The sequence below is a fragment of the Streptomyces sp. NPDC058579 genome (assembly GCF_042718575.1).
Lineage (GTDB): Bacteria > Actinomycetota > Actinomycetes > Streptomycetales > Streptomycetaceae > Streptomyces.
This window is the reverse complement of the sequence record NZ_JBHXPI010000006.1, coordinates 152,512-169,910: the sequence shown is the minus strand read 5'-3', so window position 1 is coordinate 169,910 and position 17,399 is coordinate 152,512. Positions and strand designations below refer to the sequence as shown.

The 17,399-nt window shown below is 72.9% G+C and carries 12 protein-coding genes and 1 pseudogene; 5 read left to right on the top strand and 8 right to left on the bottom strand.

All coding sequences use genetic code 11. The features are described 5' to 3' along the window. Positions 1 to 17: 17 nt before the first annotated feature. Entirely contained in the window at positions 18 to 2,744 is a 2,727-nt protein-coding gene (locus ACFWRO_RS11200) for a hypothetical protein (RefSeq protein ID WP_384507579.1), read from the bottom strand. A 209-nt stretch (positions 2,745 to 2,953) separates the two neighbouring features. Here ACFWRO_RS11200 and bla point away from each other — a divergent pair, with 209 nt between their 5' ends. Further along, positions 2,954 to 3,877: a class A beta-lactamase gene (gene bla, locus ACFWRO_RS11195; RefSeq protein ID WP_384507576.1), complete on the top strand. Its 924-nt coding sequence runs from the start codon at positions 2,954 to 2,956 to the stop codon at positions 3,875 to 3,877. 22 nt (positions 3,878 to 3,899) lie between these two features. Here bla and ACFWRO_RS11190 read toward each other — a convergent pair whose 3' ends face one another. Next, positions 3,900 to 5,606, bottom strand: a complete 1,707-nt coding sequence (locus ACFWRO_RS11190) for an amidohydrolase (protein ID WP_384507573.1) — start codon at positions 5,604 to 5,606, stop codon at positions 3,900 to 3,902. A 129-nt stretch (positions 5,607 to 5,735) separates the two neighbouring features. Then, entirely contained in the window at positions 5,736 to 6,374 is a 639-nt protein-coding gene (locus tag ACFWRO_RS11185; RefSeq protein WP_384507570.1) for a TetR/AcrR family transcriptional regulator, read from the bottom strand. A 69-nt stretch (positions 6,375 to 6,443) separates the two neighbouring features. On the opposite strand from ACFWRO_RS11185, the gene ACFWRO_RS11180 reads away from it, so the two are divergent. From ACFWRO_RS11180 to ACFWRO_RS11170, 3 genes are all read left to right on the top strand, one after another. Then, positions 6,444 to 7,886 carry a purine-cytosine permease family protein gene (locus tag ACFWRO_RS11180; RefSeq protein WP_384507567.1) on the top strand — a complete coding sequence of 481 codons (1,443 nt, stop codon included), beginning with the start codon at positions 6,444 to 6,446 and terminating at the stop codon, positions 7,884 to 7,886. Positions 7,887 to 7,969: 83 nt separating this feature from the next. Then, the gene (locus ACFWRO_RS11175; protein WP_384507564.1) at positions 7,970 to 9,235 is read left to right on the top strand and encodes an MFS transporter; all 1,266 of its coding nucleotides are present in this window, start codon (positions 7,970 to 7,972) and stop codon (positions 9,233 to 9,235) included. A gap of 175 nt (positions 9,236 to 9,410) precedes the next feature. Further along, positions 9,411 to 9,638, top strand: a complete 228-nt coding sequence (locus ACFWRO_RS11170; protein ID WP_384507561.1) for a hypothetical protein — start codon at positions 9,411 to 9,413, stop codon at positions 9,636 to 9,638. A gap of 20 nt (positions 9,639 to 9,658) precedes the next feature. On the opposite strand, the gene ACFWRO_RS11165 is transcribed toward ACFWRO_RS11170, so the two are convergent. From ACFWRO_RS11165 to kdpF, 3 genes and pseudogenes are all read right to left on the bottom strand, one after another. Continuing rightward, on the bottom strand, positions 9,659 to 11,602 hold the full coding sequence (locus ACFWRO_RS11165; protein WP_384507558.1) for an NAD-binding protein: 1,944 nt from the start codon (positions 11,600 to 11,602) through the stop codon (positions 9,659 to 9,661). A gap of 69 nt (positions 11,603 to 11,671) precedes the next feature. Then, positions 11,672 to 14,308 (bottom strand): annotated as a pseudogene (locus ACFWRO_RS11160) (ATP-binding protein); the annotation flags it as partial. 197 nt (positions 14,309 to 14,505) lie between these two features. Further along, positions 14,506 to 14,595, bottom strand: a complete 90-nt coding sequence (kdpF, locus tag ACFWRO_RS11155) for a K(+)-transporting ATPase subunit F (RefSeq protein ID WP_362014401.1) — start codon at positions 14,593 to 14,595, stop codon at positions 14,506 to 14,508. A gap of 199 nt (positions 14,596 to 14,794) precedes the next feature. On the opposite strand from kdpF, the gene ACFWRO_RS11150 reads away from it, so the two are divergent. Next, entirely contained in the window at positions 14,795 to 15,280 is a 486-nt protein-coding gene (locus ACFWRO_RS11150) for an SRPBCC family protein (RefSeq protein ID WP_384507556.1), read from the top strand. 68 nt (positions 15,281 to 15,348) lie between these two features. Here ACFWRO_RS11150 and ACFWRO_RS11145 read toward each other — a convergent pair whose 3' ends face one another. Both ACFWRO_RS11145 and ACFWRO_RS11140 read right to left on the bottom strand, forming a co-directional pair. Beyond that, complete coding sequence (locus tag ACFWRO_RS11145; protein ID WP_384507894.1) at positions 15,349 to 15,858, bottom strand: DM13 domain-containing protein; 510 nt, start codon at positions 15,856 to 15,858, stop codon at positions 15,349 to 15,351. A gap of 51 nt (positions 15,859 to 15,909) precedes the next feature. Next, a complete protein-coding gene (locus ACFWRO_RS11140) occupies positions 15,910 to 17,346 on the bottom strand; it encodes a glycosyltransferase 87 family protein (RefSeq protein WP_384507554.1) in 1,437 nt (478 codons plus the stop codon). Between the last annotated feature and the right edge of the window lie 53 nt (positions 17,347 to 17,399).

Genomic DNA, 17,399 nt, shown 5'->3' with positions numbered 1-17,399 from the left:
CTCACCCAGGGATCATCTCACGGCGCCTCTGGCCCCTCCGCTCGGCTGTGAGTGGTGATGCGGTGGTGGAGTGTGCGGCGGCGGGAGTCCGCGTTCGCTGCGCGTTCCGCTACTGCTGCTACCGCCCTCCTCAGGACCGGGTCCGTGATGGTGGGGAACTCGGTATTGATGGCCGCGTTCAGGGATTCTTGGGATTCCAGGGCTGCGGACAGAAGGGTGTCGGCGGTTTGGTGGGGTGTCGCGCGTAGGGCTTGGGAGGCCGTGCTGTCCCGGGTTTGGAGGAGGTACCAGAACGCCGGCGGGAGGGCCACTCCGCCGGAGACCGTGACGTGTCGGGTGGGGGGTACTCGGGGGTGGCGGGGTGAGTGGTGGCCGTCCTGTTCCCACAGGAGGGTGCCGTCGGGGGTGTAGGCGCGTACCCCCGTTGGGGTTTGAGCCTCCGCCAGGACTACCGTCTCGTCCGCCAGGGCTTCCGGGGGTGTCCACAGGGCCCACGGTTGCTGGCCCTTGCGGTCGATCGTGAAGCGGGCCGTGCGGCCGTCCACGCTCTCGAGGAGGTAGTGGTCGGGGGCGTGGTCGCGGTGGTCCGTGCGGAAGGAGATCCTCGTTCCCGTCAAGCCGTCGCGGGTGCCCATGGGGGAAGCCGGTAGGGCCTTGGGGAGTGGGGCCAGTTGGAGGGCTTCCGTGGCCAGGGTCATCGTTGAGTCGGTTGGGGCGCTCAGGAAGTCCGGGAGCGGGGTCACGGCCTCGCGTTCGCCCGTGAGTGGGTGGACCGGCTGCCACGGGTGTTTGGCGAAGACCGCGTTGGTCCAGATCGTCGAACCGTCGCTGAGTTGGAGTTCGTCGCTGTCGATGCCCTGCTTGCCGCCGGGGCGCAGGATTCCCGTGCCGCTGTGCCGGCCGCCGTCGTCGGCGGTTTCGAACTGGAAGCCGTACGCGCCGTTCAGGCTGCCACCGTACGGGACCAGGCCGCCGACCTCGTCGGGGGTGAAGGGGTCGTCGGGGTGGTCGGACCAGATCGCGGTGTCGCAGCGGTACGGGTTCGGCTTCGCCGTCCAGCTCACCAGGAACGAACCGCCCACGTAGTGCACGGCGAACATCGTCGCGTCGTCCGGGATCGTGTAGCGGCAGGAGGCCCGTACGCGGTCCGGGGCCACGGCCACGGCGCGGTGGCGGCCGAAGACCGTCAGGACCGGCCATGTCGACGTTACGCCCGACACGCCTGGCAAGGGGCCATCGCCTGCCTCGGCCTCTGTCGCTTCCTTCGCGAAGTCCTCGTAGATCTTCTCCAGTGCCGGCCACGCCAGTTCCTCCGGCAGGCCGGCCGTGAGGGAGCGGCGCAGTGTGCCGGCCGTGTCCGTTCCGGCGAGGGCGTCGGCGATGCCGTCCAGGGCCTCCACCGTCGGGCCGTCAAGGAGGAGTTCCAGTTCCGTCAGGGCTTCCTCCGCGCCCGCCATCCCGCCGGCCGCGACGGTGGCGACGAGCTTGTCCACTCTGGCGGCTACCTGGCGGGCGATGCCCTTGTTGCCCGGCAGCAGCGTCACCGCCGTACCCGGCCGTCGCCGGCGGTCCATGAACCCCTCGGGGAGCAGAGTCGCGTGGACCGTCTCCTCCAGTCTCGGGCCGAACACCGGGTCGGCCGCCAGCGCTTGGAGGTCGCGTCGGGAACGGTCGCCCCAGAAGCGCATCCTGACCTGCGGTCCGGGGTCGACCACCTCGACCCCGGCGGCCAGGCACGCGTCCAGCACGTCCGCGTCGAAGCCCTGGTAGTGGTGGCGGGTGGTGTGGACGGTCAGTGGGTCCCCGCCCTCCGCCCGCAGACGGGGGCCCAGTCGCTCCACCAGGTCGCAGAGTTCGGCCGGCAGCGGCTGCCGGGCCACGCCACCGCCGCTCTGGGCCGCGTACTGGTACATGCGCACGAAGTTCCCGACCCAGTGGCGCAGGCCGCCCTGCGGCACCACCCGCCCTGACTCCATCGCCTCCGTCGCTCCCGAGGCGATCAGCATCCGCAGCCACGCCCCGCCGTCCGTTGCACCGTCGGGGAAGATGGCGAGCAGGCCGGTCGCCACCGTGTCCGTCGGCCGGTTGGTACGGAGGAGGGACGCCGCGGCGTTCAGTAGCGCGTCCGGGACCGACTTGTTCCGGGTGGTGGCGAGGAGTTCGCCCACCAGCCTCGCGGCCTCGACGTCCCCTTGTCCGGCCGCCTTGGCCGAGGCCTTGACTCGGCGCACCAGGTCGGCGGGAAGGTCGGCCGGTGAAGCCGTCCAGGCGGTCAGGAAGGTGTCCAGGGCCGCGTGTGCGGCAGCGGGCTCGGACGTCTCGGCGAGGAAGCGCTGGTGCGCCGCGAATTCCTTCGCGGGCATGGCGCCGCCCCGGGCGAACAGCAGGGCGTTGGCCCGGCGGTAGCCGGGGTCCACCGCCAGCTCGTGCTCGGCTTCAGCCGCCCGCGCGGCCGCGTAGGCCCGTCCGCCCGGCCGGCCGCCGTGGCCGATGAGACGGTGGCCGACGGTGTCCCAGAACCACGGCAGGTGCGCCGACGGCAGGCGGCGGGCACGAACCGCCATCGTGTCCACGAACCGGCCCGGCTTGCTCCGGAACCGGCTGAGTTCCGTGCCCATCTCCGCGACCAGGTCCCGCGCCGCACCGGCCATGTCGGGGTCATGGGCGTCGGCCCAGTCGGCGTACGTGGTCGACACGTGCGCCCCTGTGGCGGTGGGCAGCAGGGCATCCAGCGAGGCGGTCATGATCCCGATCGTCCCACGGCCCACTGACATCGAGCCTTCCCCCTCGCTGGCTGCAGCCCCTGCTGCCGCGAACACGCCGAGCCCCCAGCGCGCGGGGCCGACCGTGTGGGGCGATGGCAGAGTGGGTGGTGCCAAAAGTGGCGCCAACAGGGCTCCGTCTGTGCTCGGTCGGCCCGTTTTCCACCGGTTCTGAGGAGGACCCTTCCGTCATGCGGCTCCACCGTCCCCGGCTCCCGCTCCTCGCCGCCCTGGGTGCGCTTCTGCTCCTGCCGCTCGCCGGATGCGCCGACAAGGACCCCGCCTCGCCCCCGCCCACAGCCCCGGTCAGTGCCCCAACCGCGGCGCCGCCCGACGTACGGGAACAGCTACGGTCGTTGGAGGGCTCCTACGACGCGCGGTTGGGGGTGTACGCCGTCGACACCGGCAGCGGGCGGGAGATCGCGTACAACGACACGACGCGCTTTCCCTACGCCTCCACCTTCAAGGCGCTGGCCGCCGGGGCGGTCCTGCGCGGCCGTAGCGACGCGGACATGAACCGGGTCGTGACGTACTCCCGGAGTGATCTGGTCGCCCCCTCCCCCGTCACCGAACGCCACATCGACACCGGGATGACCCTGAAGGCGCTGTGTGACGCCGCCGTACGGTACGGGGACAACACCGCCGCCAATCTCCTCCTCGACGCACTCGGCGGGCCCGCCGCACTCGACGCCGTACTGGAGGAACTCGGCGACACCGTCACGCGCGTGGAGCGGCGCGAGCCGGAGCTCAACCAGTGGGCTCCCGGGGACACGCAGGACACCAGCACCCCACGGGCCCTCGCCGCCGACCTGCGGGCCTTCGTGCTCGGCGACGCGCTCCCGCCGCCGCAGCGTGAGCAGTTGGCGGTGTGGCTGCGCACCAGCACCACCGGCGCGGAACTCGTCCGCGCCGGGGCGCCCTCCAGGTGGGTCGTGGGCAACAAGTCGGGAGCGGGCAGTACGTACGGTGCCCGTAACGACATCGCCGTCCTGTGGCCGCCGGGAAGGGCGCCGATCGTGCTGGCCGTGCTGTCGCACCGGCATCGTGCCGACGCCGACTACGACAACAAGCTGATCGCCGACGCCGCCAGGGCCGTCACGCAGGCCCTGTCCTGATCAGAGTGGACGGGCGTCCTGATCAGATCGCTGCGGCGCGGTGGGTGATTCGGCCCTCGAGGACCGTCAGCAGGACGGGCAGGTCCGCCAGGGCCGTGGCCTCGGTCGTGAGCGGGTTGTCGGCCAGGACCGTCAGATCGGCCCGGTAGCCGACGGCGAGGCGGCCCTCCTCGTGTTCCTGGCCCGCCGCGAACGCCGGGCCCGTCGTCATGCCCTGGAGCGCGTCCAGTGCGTCGAGGGCCTGCTCCGGGCCGTGCGGGGGCTGGGTCAGGTCGCGGGTCGGGCGGCGGTGACGGGCGCCCGCCATCACGCCCAGGGGCGGGAAGGAGGCGATCGGCCAGTCCGAGCCGAGGACGACCGTGGCACCCGACTCGCGCAAGTCCCGGCAGCGCCACGCGCGCGAGGCGCGTTCCTCGCCCAGACGACGGGACCAGTTGTCGGTGTGGTCGGCGCGGGTGAAGTCACAGCAGTGGGTGGGCTGCATCGAGGCCACCACGCCCAGTCCGGCGAAGCGGCGCAGCGTGTCGTCCGGAACGCTCTCGATGTGCTCGACGCGGTGCCGTACCGCGTGTCGTACCCCCTGGCGTACGGCTTCCCGTGCCGCGTGCCCGCCCACGTCCCGTGCCGTGTTCCCGCCCGCCGCCCGTGCCGTGTTCCCGCCCTCCGCCTGAGCCTTCTCCACCGCGTCCAGGACGTGGCGTACCGCCGCGTCCCCGATCGCGTGCGTCGCCGTCGGCACCCCCGCAGCGTGCAACTGGGCCACCACGCGCGTGTAGGCGTCGGGTTCGGGCCAGAACGCCTGGACGGACTCGCCCAGCCGGTCCGGGTGTTCCAGCCAGGCCGTGCCGTTGTCGATCGTGCCGTCCATGAACAGTTTCACGCCCCGCACACGCCACAGGTCCCCGCCCGTGCCCTGCTGCTCGATGAGGGCGGCCACCCCGGCCTCGTCCGTGCCGGGCTGGCACCACGGCGCCACGCGCAGCCGCAGGGGCAGGTCGCCGGCCGCTTCGAGCTCCGCGTACAGCGCGAGGCTGTCGCCGTTGGCGTCCATGGCGTGGCCGCCCGTCAGGCCCGCGGCCGCCATGTCCCGCAGCACCGCGGCCAGCCGGTCACGGCGCTCCGCGCGCGAGGGCTGCGGCGCCACGCGTTCGACCAACTCGCAGGCCGCGTCCTCCAGGAGCAGACCCGTCGGCCTGCCCCTCTCGTCGCACACGATCTCGGCGGACTGCTCGAAGACCCGCGGGCCGTCGATCCCGGCGAGTTCCAGCGCACGGGCGCTGACCAGTGACGAATGCGCGTCGAAGAGCTGGAGCAGGGCCGGTACGCCGTCCAGGACCGGGGCGAGCGCCGCCGCCTCGACGGGTCGGTCACCGAACACGTTCGGGTCCAGGCCCCAGCCGAAGAGCCATTCGCCCCGGTCCAGGTTCCCGACCGCCCGCGCCAGCACCTCGCGCAGGGACTCCAGGTCCGTACAGGTCGAGAGGTCCAGGCCCTGCGTCAGCTCGGCACCCGACACGGGGTGGAGGTGGCCGTCGACCAGGCCCGGGATCACCACCCCGCCCCTGACGTCCACGACCGTGGTGGAACGGTCGGCCAGCGCACGGATCTCGCGGTCACCGCCCAGCGCGACGATCCGGCCGGCGGACACCGCCACGGCGGTCTCCGGCAGGACCGCGCCCGTACCCGGGTCCAGCAGCCGCGCCGACACGATGATCAGGGAACAACCCACAACAACTCCAGGAAGATAAGGATGAGGTACGGCAAGGGACCAGGGAGCCCTTGCGTCTGCCCGGTTACGTCAGTCAGTCCGCTTACGTCAGTCAGCCCGCTCGTGCTAGCCAGTCCGCTTGCGTCGAAGTCAAGGCGCTTGTGTCACAGTCAAAGCGCCGTCAGCCAGGCCCAGTTCGCGTTCCGCCGTCGTCAGCGCCATGCGCGTCACCGCCTCCGGGCGGTTGCTCCGGTCGGTGTTCGCGTGGGCGCCGAGGCCGTCGAGGACCACCAGGATCTGGATGGCCGCCGTCCGCGGGGCGTCCGTACGGAACTCCCCCGCCGCCACGCCGTCACGGATCAGGCCCTCCAGACGGTCGTCGGAGGCCCGTTCCATCTCCGCCACCCGCTCCCGCAGCAGTGGGCGGTAGCGGCTCAGGTGGCGCGCGTTGATCCACAGGCGGCTGATGTCGTCGTACGCCTCGCCCGTCGACAGGGCGAAGTAGCGCGCGAGGTGCTCCGTGGGCGTGCCGTCGGGGCGGTCGGCGGGCAGCAGCGCGTCCAGTTCGCCCGTGGCGGCGGTCGCGAAGGCCTCGGCGACGAGTTCCTCGGCCGAGGGGAAGTAGTGGCTGATCAGGCCGGGGCGGACGTCGAGTTCCTCGGCGATCCGCCGGAGGGTGACGCATTCGAGACCCTCGCGCAGGGCAACCCGGGCCGCGGCCTCGACGATCTCCGCGCGGCGGGCCTCGGGAGTCTTGCGGATTCGTTTGCGCTGGACGCTTGACGGCATACGAGCGATGCTATTGAGTGTGCGACCAATAAGCAAGCAGGTCGGCACGACACGCATCCGGAGGGCCTCATGGCGTCCACCATCCCCGACCCCCGCCCAGGCGCCCACGGCGCGCACGCCGCGCCGCCGGACACCGAGCGGGCGGGCCGGGTCGAGGTCCACGGCATCGACCACATCCCCGACGCGGAACGGCACGGGCGGCCCCGCGAGCTGTTCTCCGTCTGGGCCGCGGCCAACGTCAACTACCTGAGCCTGGTCATCGGCGGCGCCCTCGTCCTCATGGGCCTCAGCCTCTGGCAGGCCCTCGCCGTGATCGTCGTGGGCAACCTGTTCTGGCTGCTCACGGGCGTGCTCGCGATGTCGGGACCGGCGGCGGGCGCGCCGAGCGAAGTGATCACCCGGGCCATGTACGGGGTCCGGGGCAACCGCGTGAACAACGCGGTCACCGGCTGGACCATCTCGGTCTGCTACTTCGCCCTCAACCTGGCCGCCGCCGCGTCCGCCGCCTTCGCCCTCGTCGCCAAGACCGGCCTGCCGACGAACACCGTCGTCAAGACCGCCGTCGTCCTGGTCATCGCGGCCGTCACCCTCACCATCAGCGTCTACGGGCACGCCCTGATCGTGAAGCTGTACCTGCCGATCACCCTCGCCCTCGCCGCCGCCTTCGGCGTGGTCGCCTACGCGGTGCTCCTGCACGCCGACTTCGGCTACGCGCCGGAGGGCCGGCTCGCCGGGACGGACCTCTGGGCGACGCTCCTGGCCGGCGTCACGCTCATCGCCGCGGGCCCCCTGTCGTACACGACCAGCGCCGACTTCTCCCGCTATCTGCCGCGTACGACGTCGTCCCGGGCGGTCATGGGCTGGACCGCGCTGGGCGGGTTCCTGCCGAGCGTCCTCGTCTGTTCGCTGGGAGCGCTTGCGGCCACCGCCGTCGACATGACCGATCCGCAGAGCGCGCTGGAGGAGATCCTGCCCGGCTGGTTCACCCCGGTGTTCCTGCTCGCCCTCGTCCTCGGCACGATCGCGATCAACGCCCTGACCGCGTACAGCGCCGGTCTCGCCCTCCAGGCCGTCGGCATCCGCATCCGCCGGTCCCTCAGCGTCATCGTCGACGGCGCCGTCGCCTCGGGCCTGACCCTGTACGCGCTGCTCGTGTCCAACTTCCTCGACACCGTCAGCAACGTCCTCCAGCTGACCGTCGTACTCCTCGGGCCGGCCACCGCCCTCTACGCCACCGACATGGCGCTCCGCCGCAACCGCTACGACGGGCCCGCGCTGATGGACGAGAGCCCGACCAGCCCCTTCTGGTACTCCGCCGGGGTCGGGCTGCCGGGCGCGCTCGCGCTCGGGGCTGGGGTCGCGTCGGCGGCGCTGTGCGTCAACACGCTGTACACCGGGCCCATCGCCGCGGCCCTCGGCGGAATCGACCTCGCGCTGCCCGTCGGCATCGTCGTCACCTCCGCCTGCTACGCGCTCCTGCGACTGGGCAGCGGTCGCCCGTCCGGGCAGTAGGCGCGGGGCACTTGCCCTTCTCGGTAACATGCACGAAGCTTCTGGGGTCCTTACAGCCGCTGCCTCGGAGGCGGAGCCCTTTCATGCGCCTGCTCGTCCCGGACACGCGCCCTCAGCGCGTCATCGCCGCGTCGAACTTCGTCAACACCGTGGGAAGCGGGCTGTACTTGACCGCCGGGGTGCTGTACTTCACCCAGGCGGAAGGCCTTTCGGCGGGCCAGGTGGGGCTGGGGCTCGGCATCGCCGGGGCCGTCTCGCTCGCCGCGGGGATCGCCGTCGGACGGCTCGCCGACACCCACGGTGCGCGCGGGGTGTACGCGGTCACCCTCGCCGTCCGGGCGGCTGCCACGGCCGGCTTCCTGCTGGCCGACACGTTCTGGCTGTTCGTCCTCGCGGTCAGCACCGCGACGGCGGCACAGGCGGCGGGACTTGCCGCGCGGAGCCCGATCATCCGGTGCCACGGAGGGGACCGGCCGCAGGAGTTCCGCGCGTACCTGCGGTCCGTGACCAACATCGGTATCTCCCTGGGCGCCCTGGCTGCGGGCTGGGTCGTCCAGGTCGGTACCCACACGGCGTACGAGCTGCTCGTCGTCGGCAACACGGTCGCCTTCGCCGCGTCGGCCGCTCTCCTGGTCCTGCTGCCGCCCGTCGCGCCGCTGCCGGCCGCCGCCGCCGGGGGATCGCGGTGGGGTGCGCTGCGGGACCGGCCCTATCTGGTGCTCACGGCGCTGGACGGCATCATGGCGATCCAGTTCAGGGTCCTCACTGTGGCCATCCCCTTGTGGCTGGTCGAGGTCGTCGACGGGCCGCGCTGGCTGATCTCCGCCACCATGCTCGTCAACACCGTCATCGTCATCGCGTGCCAGGTGCCGGCCAGCCGCAGCATCGACTCCCCCAGGGCCGGCGGGGCCGCGTACCGGCGCTCGGGCGCGGCGTTCCTCATCTCCTGCGCGCTGATCTCGCTCTGCGCCGGGGCACCGGGATGGGCCGTCGCCGTCCTGCTCCTGACCGCCGTGGTGGTCCACACGATCGGTGAACTGTGGCATTCCGCAGCCGGGTTCGAGGTGTCCTTCGCCCTCGCGCCGCCGCACGCCACCGGCCAGTACCTCGGCGTCTTCGGACTCGGTGCCGGTCTCGCCGAGGCCGTCGGGCCGAGTCTGCTCATCGCGCTCTGCATCACGTGGGGGCAGCCCGGCTGGTACGTCGTGGGAGCACTGTTCGCGCTCACGGGTCTGGCCGCGCCCCTGGCCGTCCGGTGGGCAGGGCAGCGGGCGGCGGACCGCAGTTCGACAGAACCCCCTCGGGGCGCGAACAGCAACACGGCGAAGGTTCCGGTCGGCGGGTCCTGACCTCGCGGTGTGCCAGGTCGGCGGCGAGGTCCATGGCCGTCCAGGCCATGGCGAGTCCGCCGTCCAGGACCGCGCGGTCGGCCTGTCGGGTCGTGCCGTAGCGGGTGAACTCCGGGTTGTGCATGATCGTGTCGCCGTAGTCGTAACCGATCATCGGGTGGATGGTCGGTACGACATGGGAGACGTTGCCCATGTCCGTCGAGCCGGCCCGAAGGTTCGGGTCGACGTCGGGGACGGTGCGGCCGAGGGCGCGGGCGGCGGCCAGGTAGCTGCGGCCCATCGCGAGGTCCTCGCGGAGGTCGGCGTAGTCGTTCCCGACGGCCTCCAGGGCGAGTTCGGCTCCGGTGGCGAGGGCGCCTGCCTCGAAGCACGCGCGGATCCGCGCCTGGAGTTCGGGCGCTGACCGCCCCGCCGCCCACCGGATCAGCTTCTGCGGCTCGGCGGGTGGGGCTGGACGCCGGTCATCAGGACGTCGAGGCCCCGGCGGGTCGTGGCGAGGACGACGCGGTCGCCCGCCCGGAGGATCCGGCCGTGCGGCGGGCGCCAGTCGAGGCCCTGGACGGTCGGGGTGAAGCCCGCGAGGGTGTCCGTGGAGCGGCCGGTGGGGCGGGCGCCCGCCTCCCCGACGGCGAGGACGCGCCATTCGTTCTCCCGGAACGCCTGGTGGACGGAGCGGCCCTCCAGTTCGGGGTGGCCGGCGACCTCGACGACGGTGAAGAGGAGCGAGCCGCGTTCGACGGGCATCACGCCGAGTACGTGGCGGCCCATCATCGCGGCCGCGAAGGCGGGGGCGGCGAGCGCGGAGACGCTGCGGCTGCGGGTGAGGGCGTCGGGGTACGAGGCGCGCATGGTGGCCGAGACGGTGGCGGCGAAGTCGTCGTCGTAGAGCCGCATGACGACCCGGATGCCGGGGTTGATCTCCCGGGCGGCCATCACGATGTCGAGGTTCTCGCTGTCGTCGCGGGTGAGGACGAGCAGGGACTTGCTCTGCCGTATGCGGGCCAGTTCGAGGACGCCGGGGGCGGTGGCGTCCTCCAGCAGGAGGGGAATGCCGAGCTCGCGGGCGAGCGCGACGCCGCGGGCGTGCGGGTCGCGTTCGACCACGACGACCTGGTGGTCGGTGGTGCGCAGCTGGGCGAGGACCCGGGTGCCGATCTTGCCCAGGCCGGTCAGCACGATGTGGTCGCCGAGGTCATCGGCCGGCGGGTGGTTGGCGGAGGCCGTTCGGAAGGCCTCGCTGGCGTTCATCGTGGCGGCGACGACGAGCGGCAGGACGGCGAGCCCGACGAAGCCGGCGACGAGCTGGAGGACGCGGCGGGCGGCGGACTCCTCCTCGCCGATGGCCGGGTCGCCCATGGTGAAGATGTCCAGGAGCGGCAGGTACACGGCGCGCCAGAGCGGGCCGTCCTCCACGAGGGCGGTCGCGACGGAGAGCAGGAGCACGATCGCGGCCAGTACGCCGAAGACGGCGGTGACCTCGCGGGAGAGGAAGACCCGCCAGGGCAGGTGGCGGAGGTGGCCCCGGAGCCGTTCGCCGTAGCCGCGGGAGGTCTTGGGCGCCTCGGGGGCGTGGTGGTGGGTGACCTCTTCCAGCATGAGGCGGCCGTGGGTGAACTGGCGGTGGTACGCGGTGTGGGTGTCGGGCAGCAGTTGCGTACCGCCCTCCCCCGGAGTCTCGGCGCTGTCCTCCCCGGCCGGGTCGTCCTGGTGCGTCCCGGAGAGGACGGCGAGCGTCGCCAGGTCGGTCGACTGAGTGGGGGCGCCCGCGCGCCGTACGACGCCCCGGAAGACCTTGCCGTCGATCTGCAGGGTGTGGCCGTGGCCGAGGGCGGCCGCGGAGACGAGCTCCGGGACGGCCGTGTCGGTGTCCGAGAGGACGGTCGTGGAGGTGTCGGCGGTGGCGTCGGCGTTCGCGTCGCCGGTCGCGTCGTCGCCGGGTGTACGGACCTCGGCGGCCCGGTCCAGGAGGCGCTCCAGGTGCCGGCCGCGTTCGCGGTGGTACATGCGGATGACCAGGCGTATGGAGGGGTTGAGGCCGCGCGCGATGAGCGCGGCCGTCATGTTGGTCTGGTCGTCGCGGTAGGTGAGCGCGAGGGCCGCCGCGCGTTCGATTCCGGCGGCCCTGAGGGTCTGCTCGTCGGGGCGGGCGGCGACGAGGAGTTCGACCGGAGAGCGCGGGTCGCGATGGAGAGCGGCGATCTCGGAGCCGTGTTCGTCGCGCCGTGAGGGCAGGACGACGGTGATCGCTTCGCCGCACACCGCGTCGAGTTCGACGGCGAGGCGGCGGGCGAGACCGTCGTCGCCGCAGATCACCATGTGCTGCGAGCGCTGCCCGACGGGCATACGGAGGTGGATGGTTGACGTCACGTCATTCAAGATTGCCGATCGGGGCGTCCCGGGTTGCCTTTCGTACGGGAGTTCGGCGTCAGGGTTTCGTCAGGGAGTGTCCGCGCAGGGCAGTGACACCACCATGGTCAGGCCTCCCCCGGGTGTGTCCTCCGAGGTGAGGGTGCCGTCCATGGCCTCGGTGAGGCCTCGGGAGAGGGCGAGGCCGAGGCCGACGCCGGTGGTGTTGTCGGTGTCGCCGAGCCGCTGGAACGGCTCGAAGATCCGTTCCCGGTCGGCCGGCGGCAGGCCCGGGCCCCGGTCGACGACGCGTACCTCGATCCGTCCGCCGAGGGCGCTCGCGGTGACGAGCACCGGTTTGCCGGGCGGGGCGTGGCGTACCGCGTTGGCGAGCAGGTTGGCGAGGACGCGTTCGAACAGCGGCGGGTCGGCCAGGACGGGCGGGAGGTCCTCCGAGGTGTGGATGACGGGCGTCGGGCCGTCCGGGGGCAGGGAGTCCAGGGCGGCGGGCAGCACCTCCTCCAGGGTGGTGGCGCGCAGATGGAGCGTGAGCGCGCCGGCCTGGAGCCGGCTCATGTCGAGCAGGTTGTCGACCAGGCGGCTGAGGCGGGCCATGGACTCGTCGGCGGTGGCGAGGAGTTCGTCCTGTTCCTCGGGGGTGAACTCCACGTCCGGGCTGCGCAGGGAGCCCACGGCGGCCCAGCCGGCGGCGAGCGGGGTGCGCAGGTCGTGGCTGACGGCGGCGAGCAGGGCGGTACGCATCCGGTCGGCGGCCTTGACCGGCTCTATCTCGGCGGCGGCCTCGGCGAGGCGGGAGCGCTCGACGGCGACGGCCACGTGGGCGGCGAAGGCGGACAGGACCCGGCGTTCGGAGGACGGCAGGGTACGGCCCCGAAGCAGCAGGAAGAGGTCGGGCCCCACGGGCACGTGAACGGCGTCGGGGTCGTCCACCGGCTGCTCGACGAGTTCGGCCGAGTCCATCGCGAAGGTCTCGCGGGTGCGGGCGAGCAGGGCCGGTATCGCCTGGTCGCCGCGGACGATGTCGCCGGCGAGCGAGGACAGGGTCTCGGCCTCGGCCGTGGCCCGGGCGGCGCGTCTGGACAGCCTCAGGGACCGGTCGGCGGCGGCGGCCACCGTACCGGCGACGACGGCGAAGACGGCGAGGGCGAGCACGTTGTCGCCGCCGAGACTGAACGCGCCGATGGGTGGCACGAACCAATAGTTCAGCAGCAGGGACGCGGTCAGCGCGGCGATCAGCGCGGAGGCGACCCCGCCGATGCAGGCCACGCCGACGACGGTCAGCAGGAAGAGGAGAGCCTCGCTGGTCAGGTCGAGGTGGCCGCGCACACTGTCCAGAAGGAAGGTGAGCAGGACGGGCAGGAGCAGTCCGGCCACCGGTCCCGCGACACGGCGCGAGGTGGGCAGCGTACGGCGCCGGTAGGGCAGCAGGCGGCCGTGTCCTGCGCGCTCGTGCGTGACCATGTGGACGTCGATGTCGGAGGAGAGCGCGACGGTCGTCTCGCCGATGCCCCGGCCGGTCAGGAAACGTTCGAGGCGGCGGCGCCGGCTGGTGCCGAGGACGAGCTGGGTGGCGTTCTCCGCGCTGGCGAACTCCACCAGGGCGGTGGGCACGTCGTCGCCGACGACCGAGTGGTAGCTGCCGCCGACGCTCTCGACGAGGCGCCGCTGCCGGGCGAGCGCGGCGTGCGAGGCGCCCGCCGCGAGGCCGTCGCTGCGGACGACGTGCACGGCGAGCAGGGCTCCGCCGCGGACGGAGCGGGCGGCGATGCGGGCGGCGCGCCGGATCAGGGTCTCCCCCTCCGGGCCACCGGTGAGCGCGACGACGATCCGCTCGCGGGTCTCCCACACGCCGTCTATGCCCTGTTCGGAGCGGTACTTCCGGAGGGCTTCGTCGACCCGGTCGGCGGTCCAGAAGAGGGCGAGCTCGCGGAGCGCGGTGAGGTTGCCGGGGCGGAAGTAGTTGGCGAGGGCCGCGTCGATCTTCTCGGGCGGGTAGATGTTGCCGTGGGCCATGCGCCGGCGCAGCGACTCCGGCGGTACGTCCACGAGCTCGATCTGCCCGGCGCGGCGGACGACGTCGTCGGGCACCGTGTCGTGCTGCGGCACGCCGGTGATCTTCACGACGACGTCGGTGAGGGACTCCAGGTGCTGGATGTTCAGGGTGGCGACGACGTCGATGCCCGCGGCCAGCAGCTCCTGGACGTCCTGCCAGCGCTGGGCGTGGCGGGAGCCGGGCGGGTTGGCGTGGGCGAGCTCGTCGACGAGGACGACCTCGGGGCGGCGGCGGAGAACGGCGTCGAGGTCGAGTCCGGCGTCCAGGGCGTGGCCGGGACGGACCCCGGCGGCCGAAGCGGGACCGAATCCGGCGGCGGCAGCGGGTCCGTATCCGGCGTCGGAGCCGGGACGGAGACCGGAGTCGGCCACGGGGCGGAAGCCGGAGTCGGCCACGGGGGCGGAGCCGGGACCGAATCCGGCGTCGGCAGCGGGCCCCGGGCGGAAGCCCGTGTCGGGGCGGGTGCGGTCCGGGGTTCTCAGGGTCTCCAGGCCGTCCAGCATCGCCTCGGTGTGCGTGCGGCCGTGGCACTCCACGGCGCCGACGACGACATCGGTGCCGCGCGCGGCCCGGCGCCGGCCTTCGTCGAGCATCCGGTACGTCTTGCCGACACCGGGGGCAGCGCCCAGGAAGACCTTGAGGGTTCCGGGGCGGGGGCCCGTCGGGGCCGGGGCCGGGCTCTGGCTCGGGGCCCGACCCGGAGCGGAGTCGGGGTTGGACCCCTGGCGCGGTTCCGGGTCGGGACGCGGGGCCGGATCCGGGCCAGGGGGCGTAGCGACGGCGGCGGGGCCGTGGCGGGGGGCGACGGCGGCCGGGCCGGAGGCCTTGGCCGCGAGCGGGGTGTCGTGCTTCAGAACTTCTCCGGCTTGATCAGGGCGGCCACCAGGTAACCGACCAGGCTGACGGCCACCAGCAGGCCGACGATGTTCTCCACACCCATGCGTGACCGACTCCCTTGGTCCGGAAGATCTTTGACGTTTCGCACATCCAGACATACGGAACCGCGTCGACGTCGGAGCGCACAGACCGCTTGACGCCTCCCTGCCGCGTGCGCCTTGGATCCTGACGCGATCCTGACGCGACGGTGTCCGCTAACGTACCGGCCGGTAGGGAACTCGGAACGACGACAGGGAGGGCCGATGGGGCGCCAGTGGAGTCTTGAGGAGTCCGTCGTGGTGGACGCCGCGCCGGAGGCGGTCTACCGCCTGGTGGCGAACCTGCCCGACATGGGCCGATGGAGCCCCGAGTGCCGCCGGGTCTGGGTGCGGCGGCCTCCCGTGCGGACCGGGAGCCGCTTCGTCGGCCTCAACCGGCGCGGGCCGTTCGTCTGGTTCACGACGGGGCGCGTGACGGCGGCGCGCGAGGGCGAGGAGTTCACGTTCGACGTCGGTGTGTTCGGGCTGCCGATCGCCCGCTGGGGGTACCGCTTCGCCGCCGAGGGCACGGGCACGCGCGTGACGGAGAGCTGGCAGGACCTGCGCACCGGCCGGGGCGCGCGCCTCGCCGAACTCCTCGGCACCGTCTTCGCGGGGACGAGCCCGGAGCGCCGCATCGCCGTGAACCGCAGCGGCATGCGCACGACCCTCACCCGGATCGCGACGGCGGCGGCAAGCTCGTCGCTGTGAGCGCCGCGTGAGGTGACAGCAAGGGGCCCCGCGCCGTCGCCCGGGGCCCCTCCGAACCAACAGTTACGTCAGGCCTTCAGGCCCGCCGCCCCGAAGGAGACGTCGAAGCGGTCGCACCAGATGGTGACGCTCGTGAAGTCGGACGGGTCGGTCCCGGCCGGCAGCGGGTAGTTCTGGTCGCCCTTGTTGCCCTTCAGCTTCCCCAGGCTGAGGTACTTGCCGTCGTCGAAGACGCGCCAGCCGGCGATGCCCTCCTTGACGGGCGCGTCGGTCAGCCAGACGCGCAGGTCGGGGCCGTTGCTGGTGTCGAGGTCCTCCAGGCGCAGCGTGAGACTGCCGTCCGCGAGCTTGATGAGCTTCACCGTGCCGGTGGTGGCGTGCTCGTGGCTGATGAGGGAGCCCTGCGCGACGGTCTGCGGCCCGGCGGCCGGGTCCGCTGCCGGGTCCCCGTTGCCGGCGGAGGACGAGGCTCCGGGCACCGCCGTCGGGAGCGCCTCGTCGATCGTCTCGTTCTGCCACAGCTTCCAGGGCTGGAACCAGTAGAGCCCCACGGCCCCCAGCGCCACCGCGACCACCATCGCGCCCCACAGCAGCGACTTCCTGCCCCCACGTGCCACGATCTTGCCTTCCTAGGTGCCTTCGATCTTCCTTCCCCCGCATTCCACCCCAGGTGGGGCGGGGTACGCCACATCCGGACCGATGACGAAAGTCTTACGCCGCATGACGGCGCCCGCCAGGACGGCAACGGCGGCGATCGCGTACGCGACCGTGCCCACCGCGTTCGCGTCGGAGAACGCCAGGCCGGTCACGTACTTCGCCGCCCCCGCCACGGCGACGAGCAGCCACTCCCAGCGCCCGTCCAGGGCGACGAGGGCCACCAGGAGCAGGGCGTACCAGGAGTACCCCGGCGTCAGCAGCAGGAAGGCCGTCCCGGTGACCAACAGCGCGCCGCTCCACGGGCGTTCGGGATCGCCGCGCCGGACGACGTGGGCGCAGACGACGAGCAGGACCACCGCCAGGGCGGGCAGGGCCCAGGAGGGCGGCAGGACGAGTCGCAGCAGGGCGTAGCGGTTGCGGGAGTCGGCGTCGTCGTAGCCCTCCTCCTCGACGTACCCGCCCAGGTAGCCGAGGACCGAGCCGTCGGAGAGGAGCACGTACGGGACGTAGGACAGGGCGGTCACGGCCGCCGCCGGTACCAGGACCGCCGCCGCGTCCCTCGCTCGCCGTACGCCGGCCAGCGCTCCGGGCAGCACGATCGCCGGCATCAGCTTCACGGCGACGGCGGCGCCCAGGAGTGTCCCTCCCGCCCCGTGCCTGCCGCGCGCCACGAGGCCGAGTCCGGCGACGGCCAACAGGACGCCGAGGGCGTCGACATGGGCGTTGTTCACGGCTTCGACGGGGACGGCGGGGCACCAGGCCCAGTAGGCGGCGGTACGGGGGTCGCCGCGTCGGCGGCGCAGGATCAGCAGCAGGGCCGCGGTGACCGCGACGGAGAGCAGCGCGCCGCCGGTCTGGAGCGGCTTCAGGCGGCTGCCGTCGGGGGCTAGGAGGTGGACGCCGAGGAAGTACGACTCGGCGATCGGGGGGTAAATCGTGTGCACGGTGGGGCGGTTGAGGCGTGTACAGCCTGCGCCGTCAGGGGCCGGTGGCGGCGGGAGCGGGGACACGGCCGGGTCCTGGCAGGCGGCCCCCGCCGGGAAGAGCCAGTCGTCGCGGAGCGGTGCGAGTGCGGGGTCGGCGGGGGCGTGGTCGTACGGCGCGATGCCCGCCGCCTGGACCCGGCCGTCCCACGCGTAGCGGTACGCGTCCGTGCTCGTGCGCGCCGGGGCGGCCAGGCCGGTGGCGGCGACCAGCGCCGAGCCCACCAGGACGAGGACGACGGCCCGACGGGGCGGCACCTTCCGCAGCGCGAGGACGGCGGCGGCGAACAGCGCCCAGGAGGCGGCGTACCACCAGGAGAGCCCGCCGGGGTCGGAGTAGTAGCCGTCGTACCGGACGGTGGCCACCAGGACCGTGGTGAGCGCGGTCAGGAGCCCGCCGGCCAGGGCGGTACGGAAGTCGATCACACCCGGCAGCGTGGCAGCCGGTGGAGCGGCGAGGGCGCCGCCGCCCCGGCCGT

Excerpts from the sequence above, each read along its gene's own strand:
- ACFWRO_RS11200 (WP_384507579.1), bottom strand. The coding sequence starts at position 2,744 with ATGACCGCCTCGCTGGATGCCCTGCTGCCCACCGCCACAGGGGCGCAC.
- ACFWRO_RS11185 (WP_384507570.1), bottom strand. The coding sequence starts at position 6,374 with ATGCCGTCAAGCGTCCAGCGCAAACGAATCCGCAAGACTCCCGAGGCC.
- kdpF (WP_362014401.1), bottom strand. The coding sequence starts at position 14,595 with ATGGGTGTGGAGAACATCGTCGGCCTGCTGGTGGCCGTCAGCCTGGTC.
- ACFWRO_RS11150 (WP_384507556.1), top strand. The coding sequence starts at position 14,795 with ATGGGGCGCCAGTGGAGTCTTGAGGAGTCCGTCGTGGTGGACGCCGCG.
- ACFWRO_RS11145 (WP_384507894.1), bottom strand. The coding sequence starts at position 15,858 with ATGGTGGTCGCGGTGGCGCTGGGGGCCGTGGGGCTCTACTGGTTCCAG.
- ACFWRO_RS11170 (WP_384507561.1), top strand. The coding sequence starts at position 9,411 with ATGGGAGACGTTGCCCATGTCCGTCGAGCCGGCCCGAAGGTTCGGGTC.
- ACFWRO_RS11175 (WP_384507564.1), top strand. The coding sequence starts at position 7,970 with ATGCGCCTGCTCGTCCCGGACACGCGCCCTCAGCGCGTCATCGCCGCG.
- ACFWRO_RS11180 (WP_384507567.1), top strand. The coding sequence starts at position 6,444 with ATGGCGTCCACCATCCCCGACCCCCGCCCAGGCGCCCACGGCGCGCAC.
- bla (WP_384507576.1), top strand. The coding sequence starts at position 2,954 with ATGCGGCTCCACCGTCCCCGGCTCCCGCTCCTCGCCGCCCTGGGTGCG.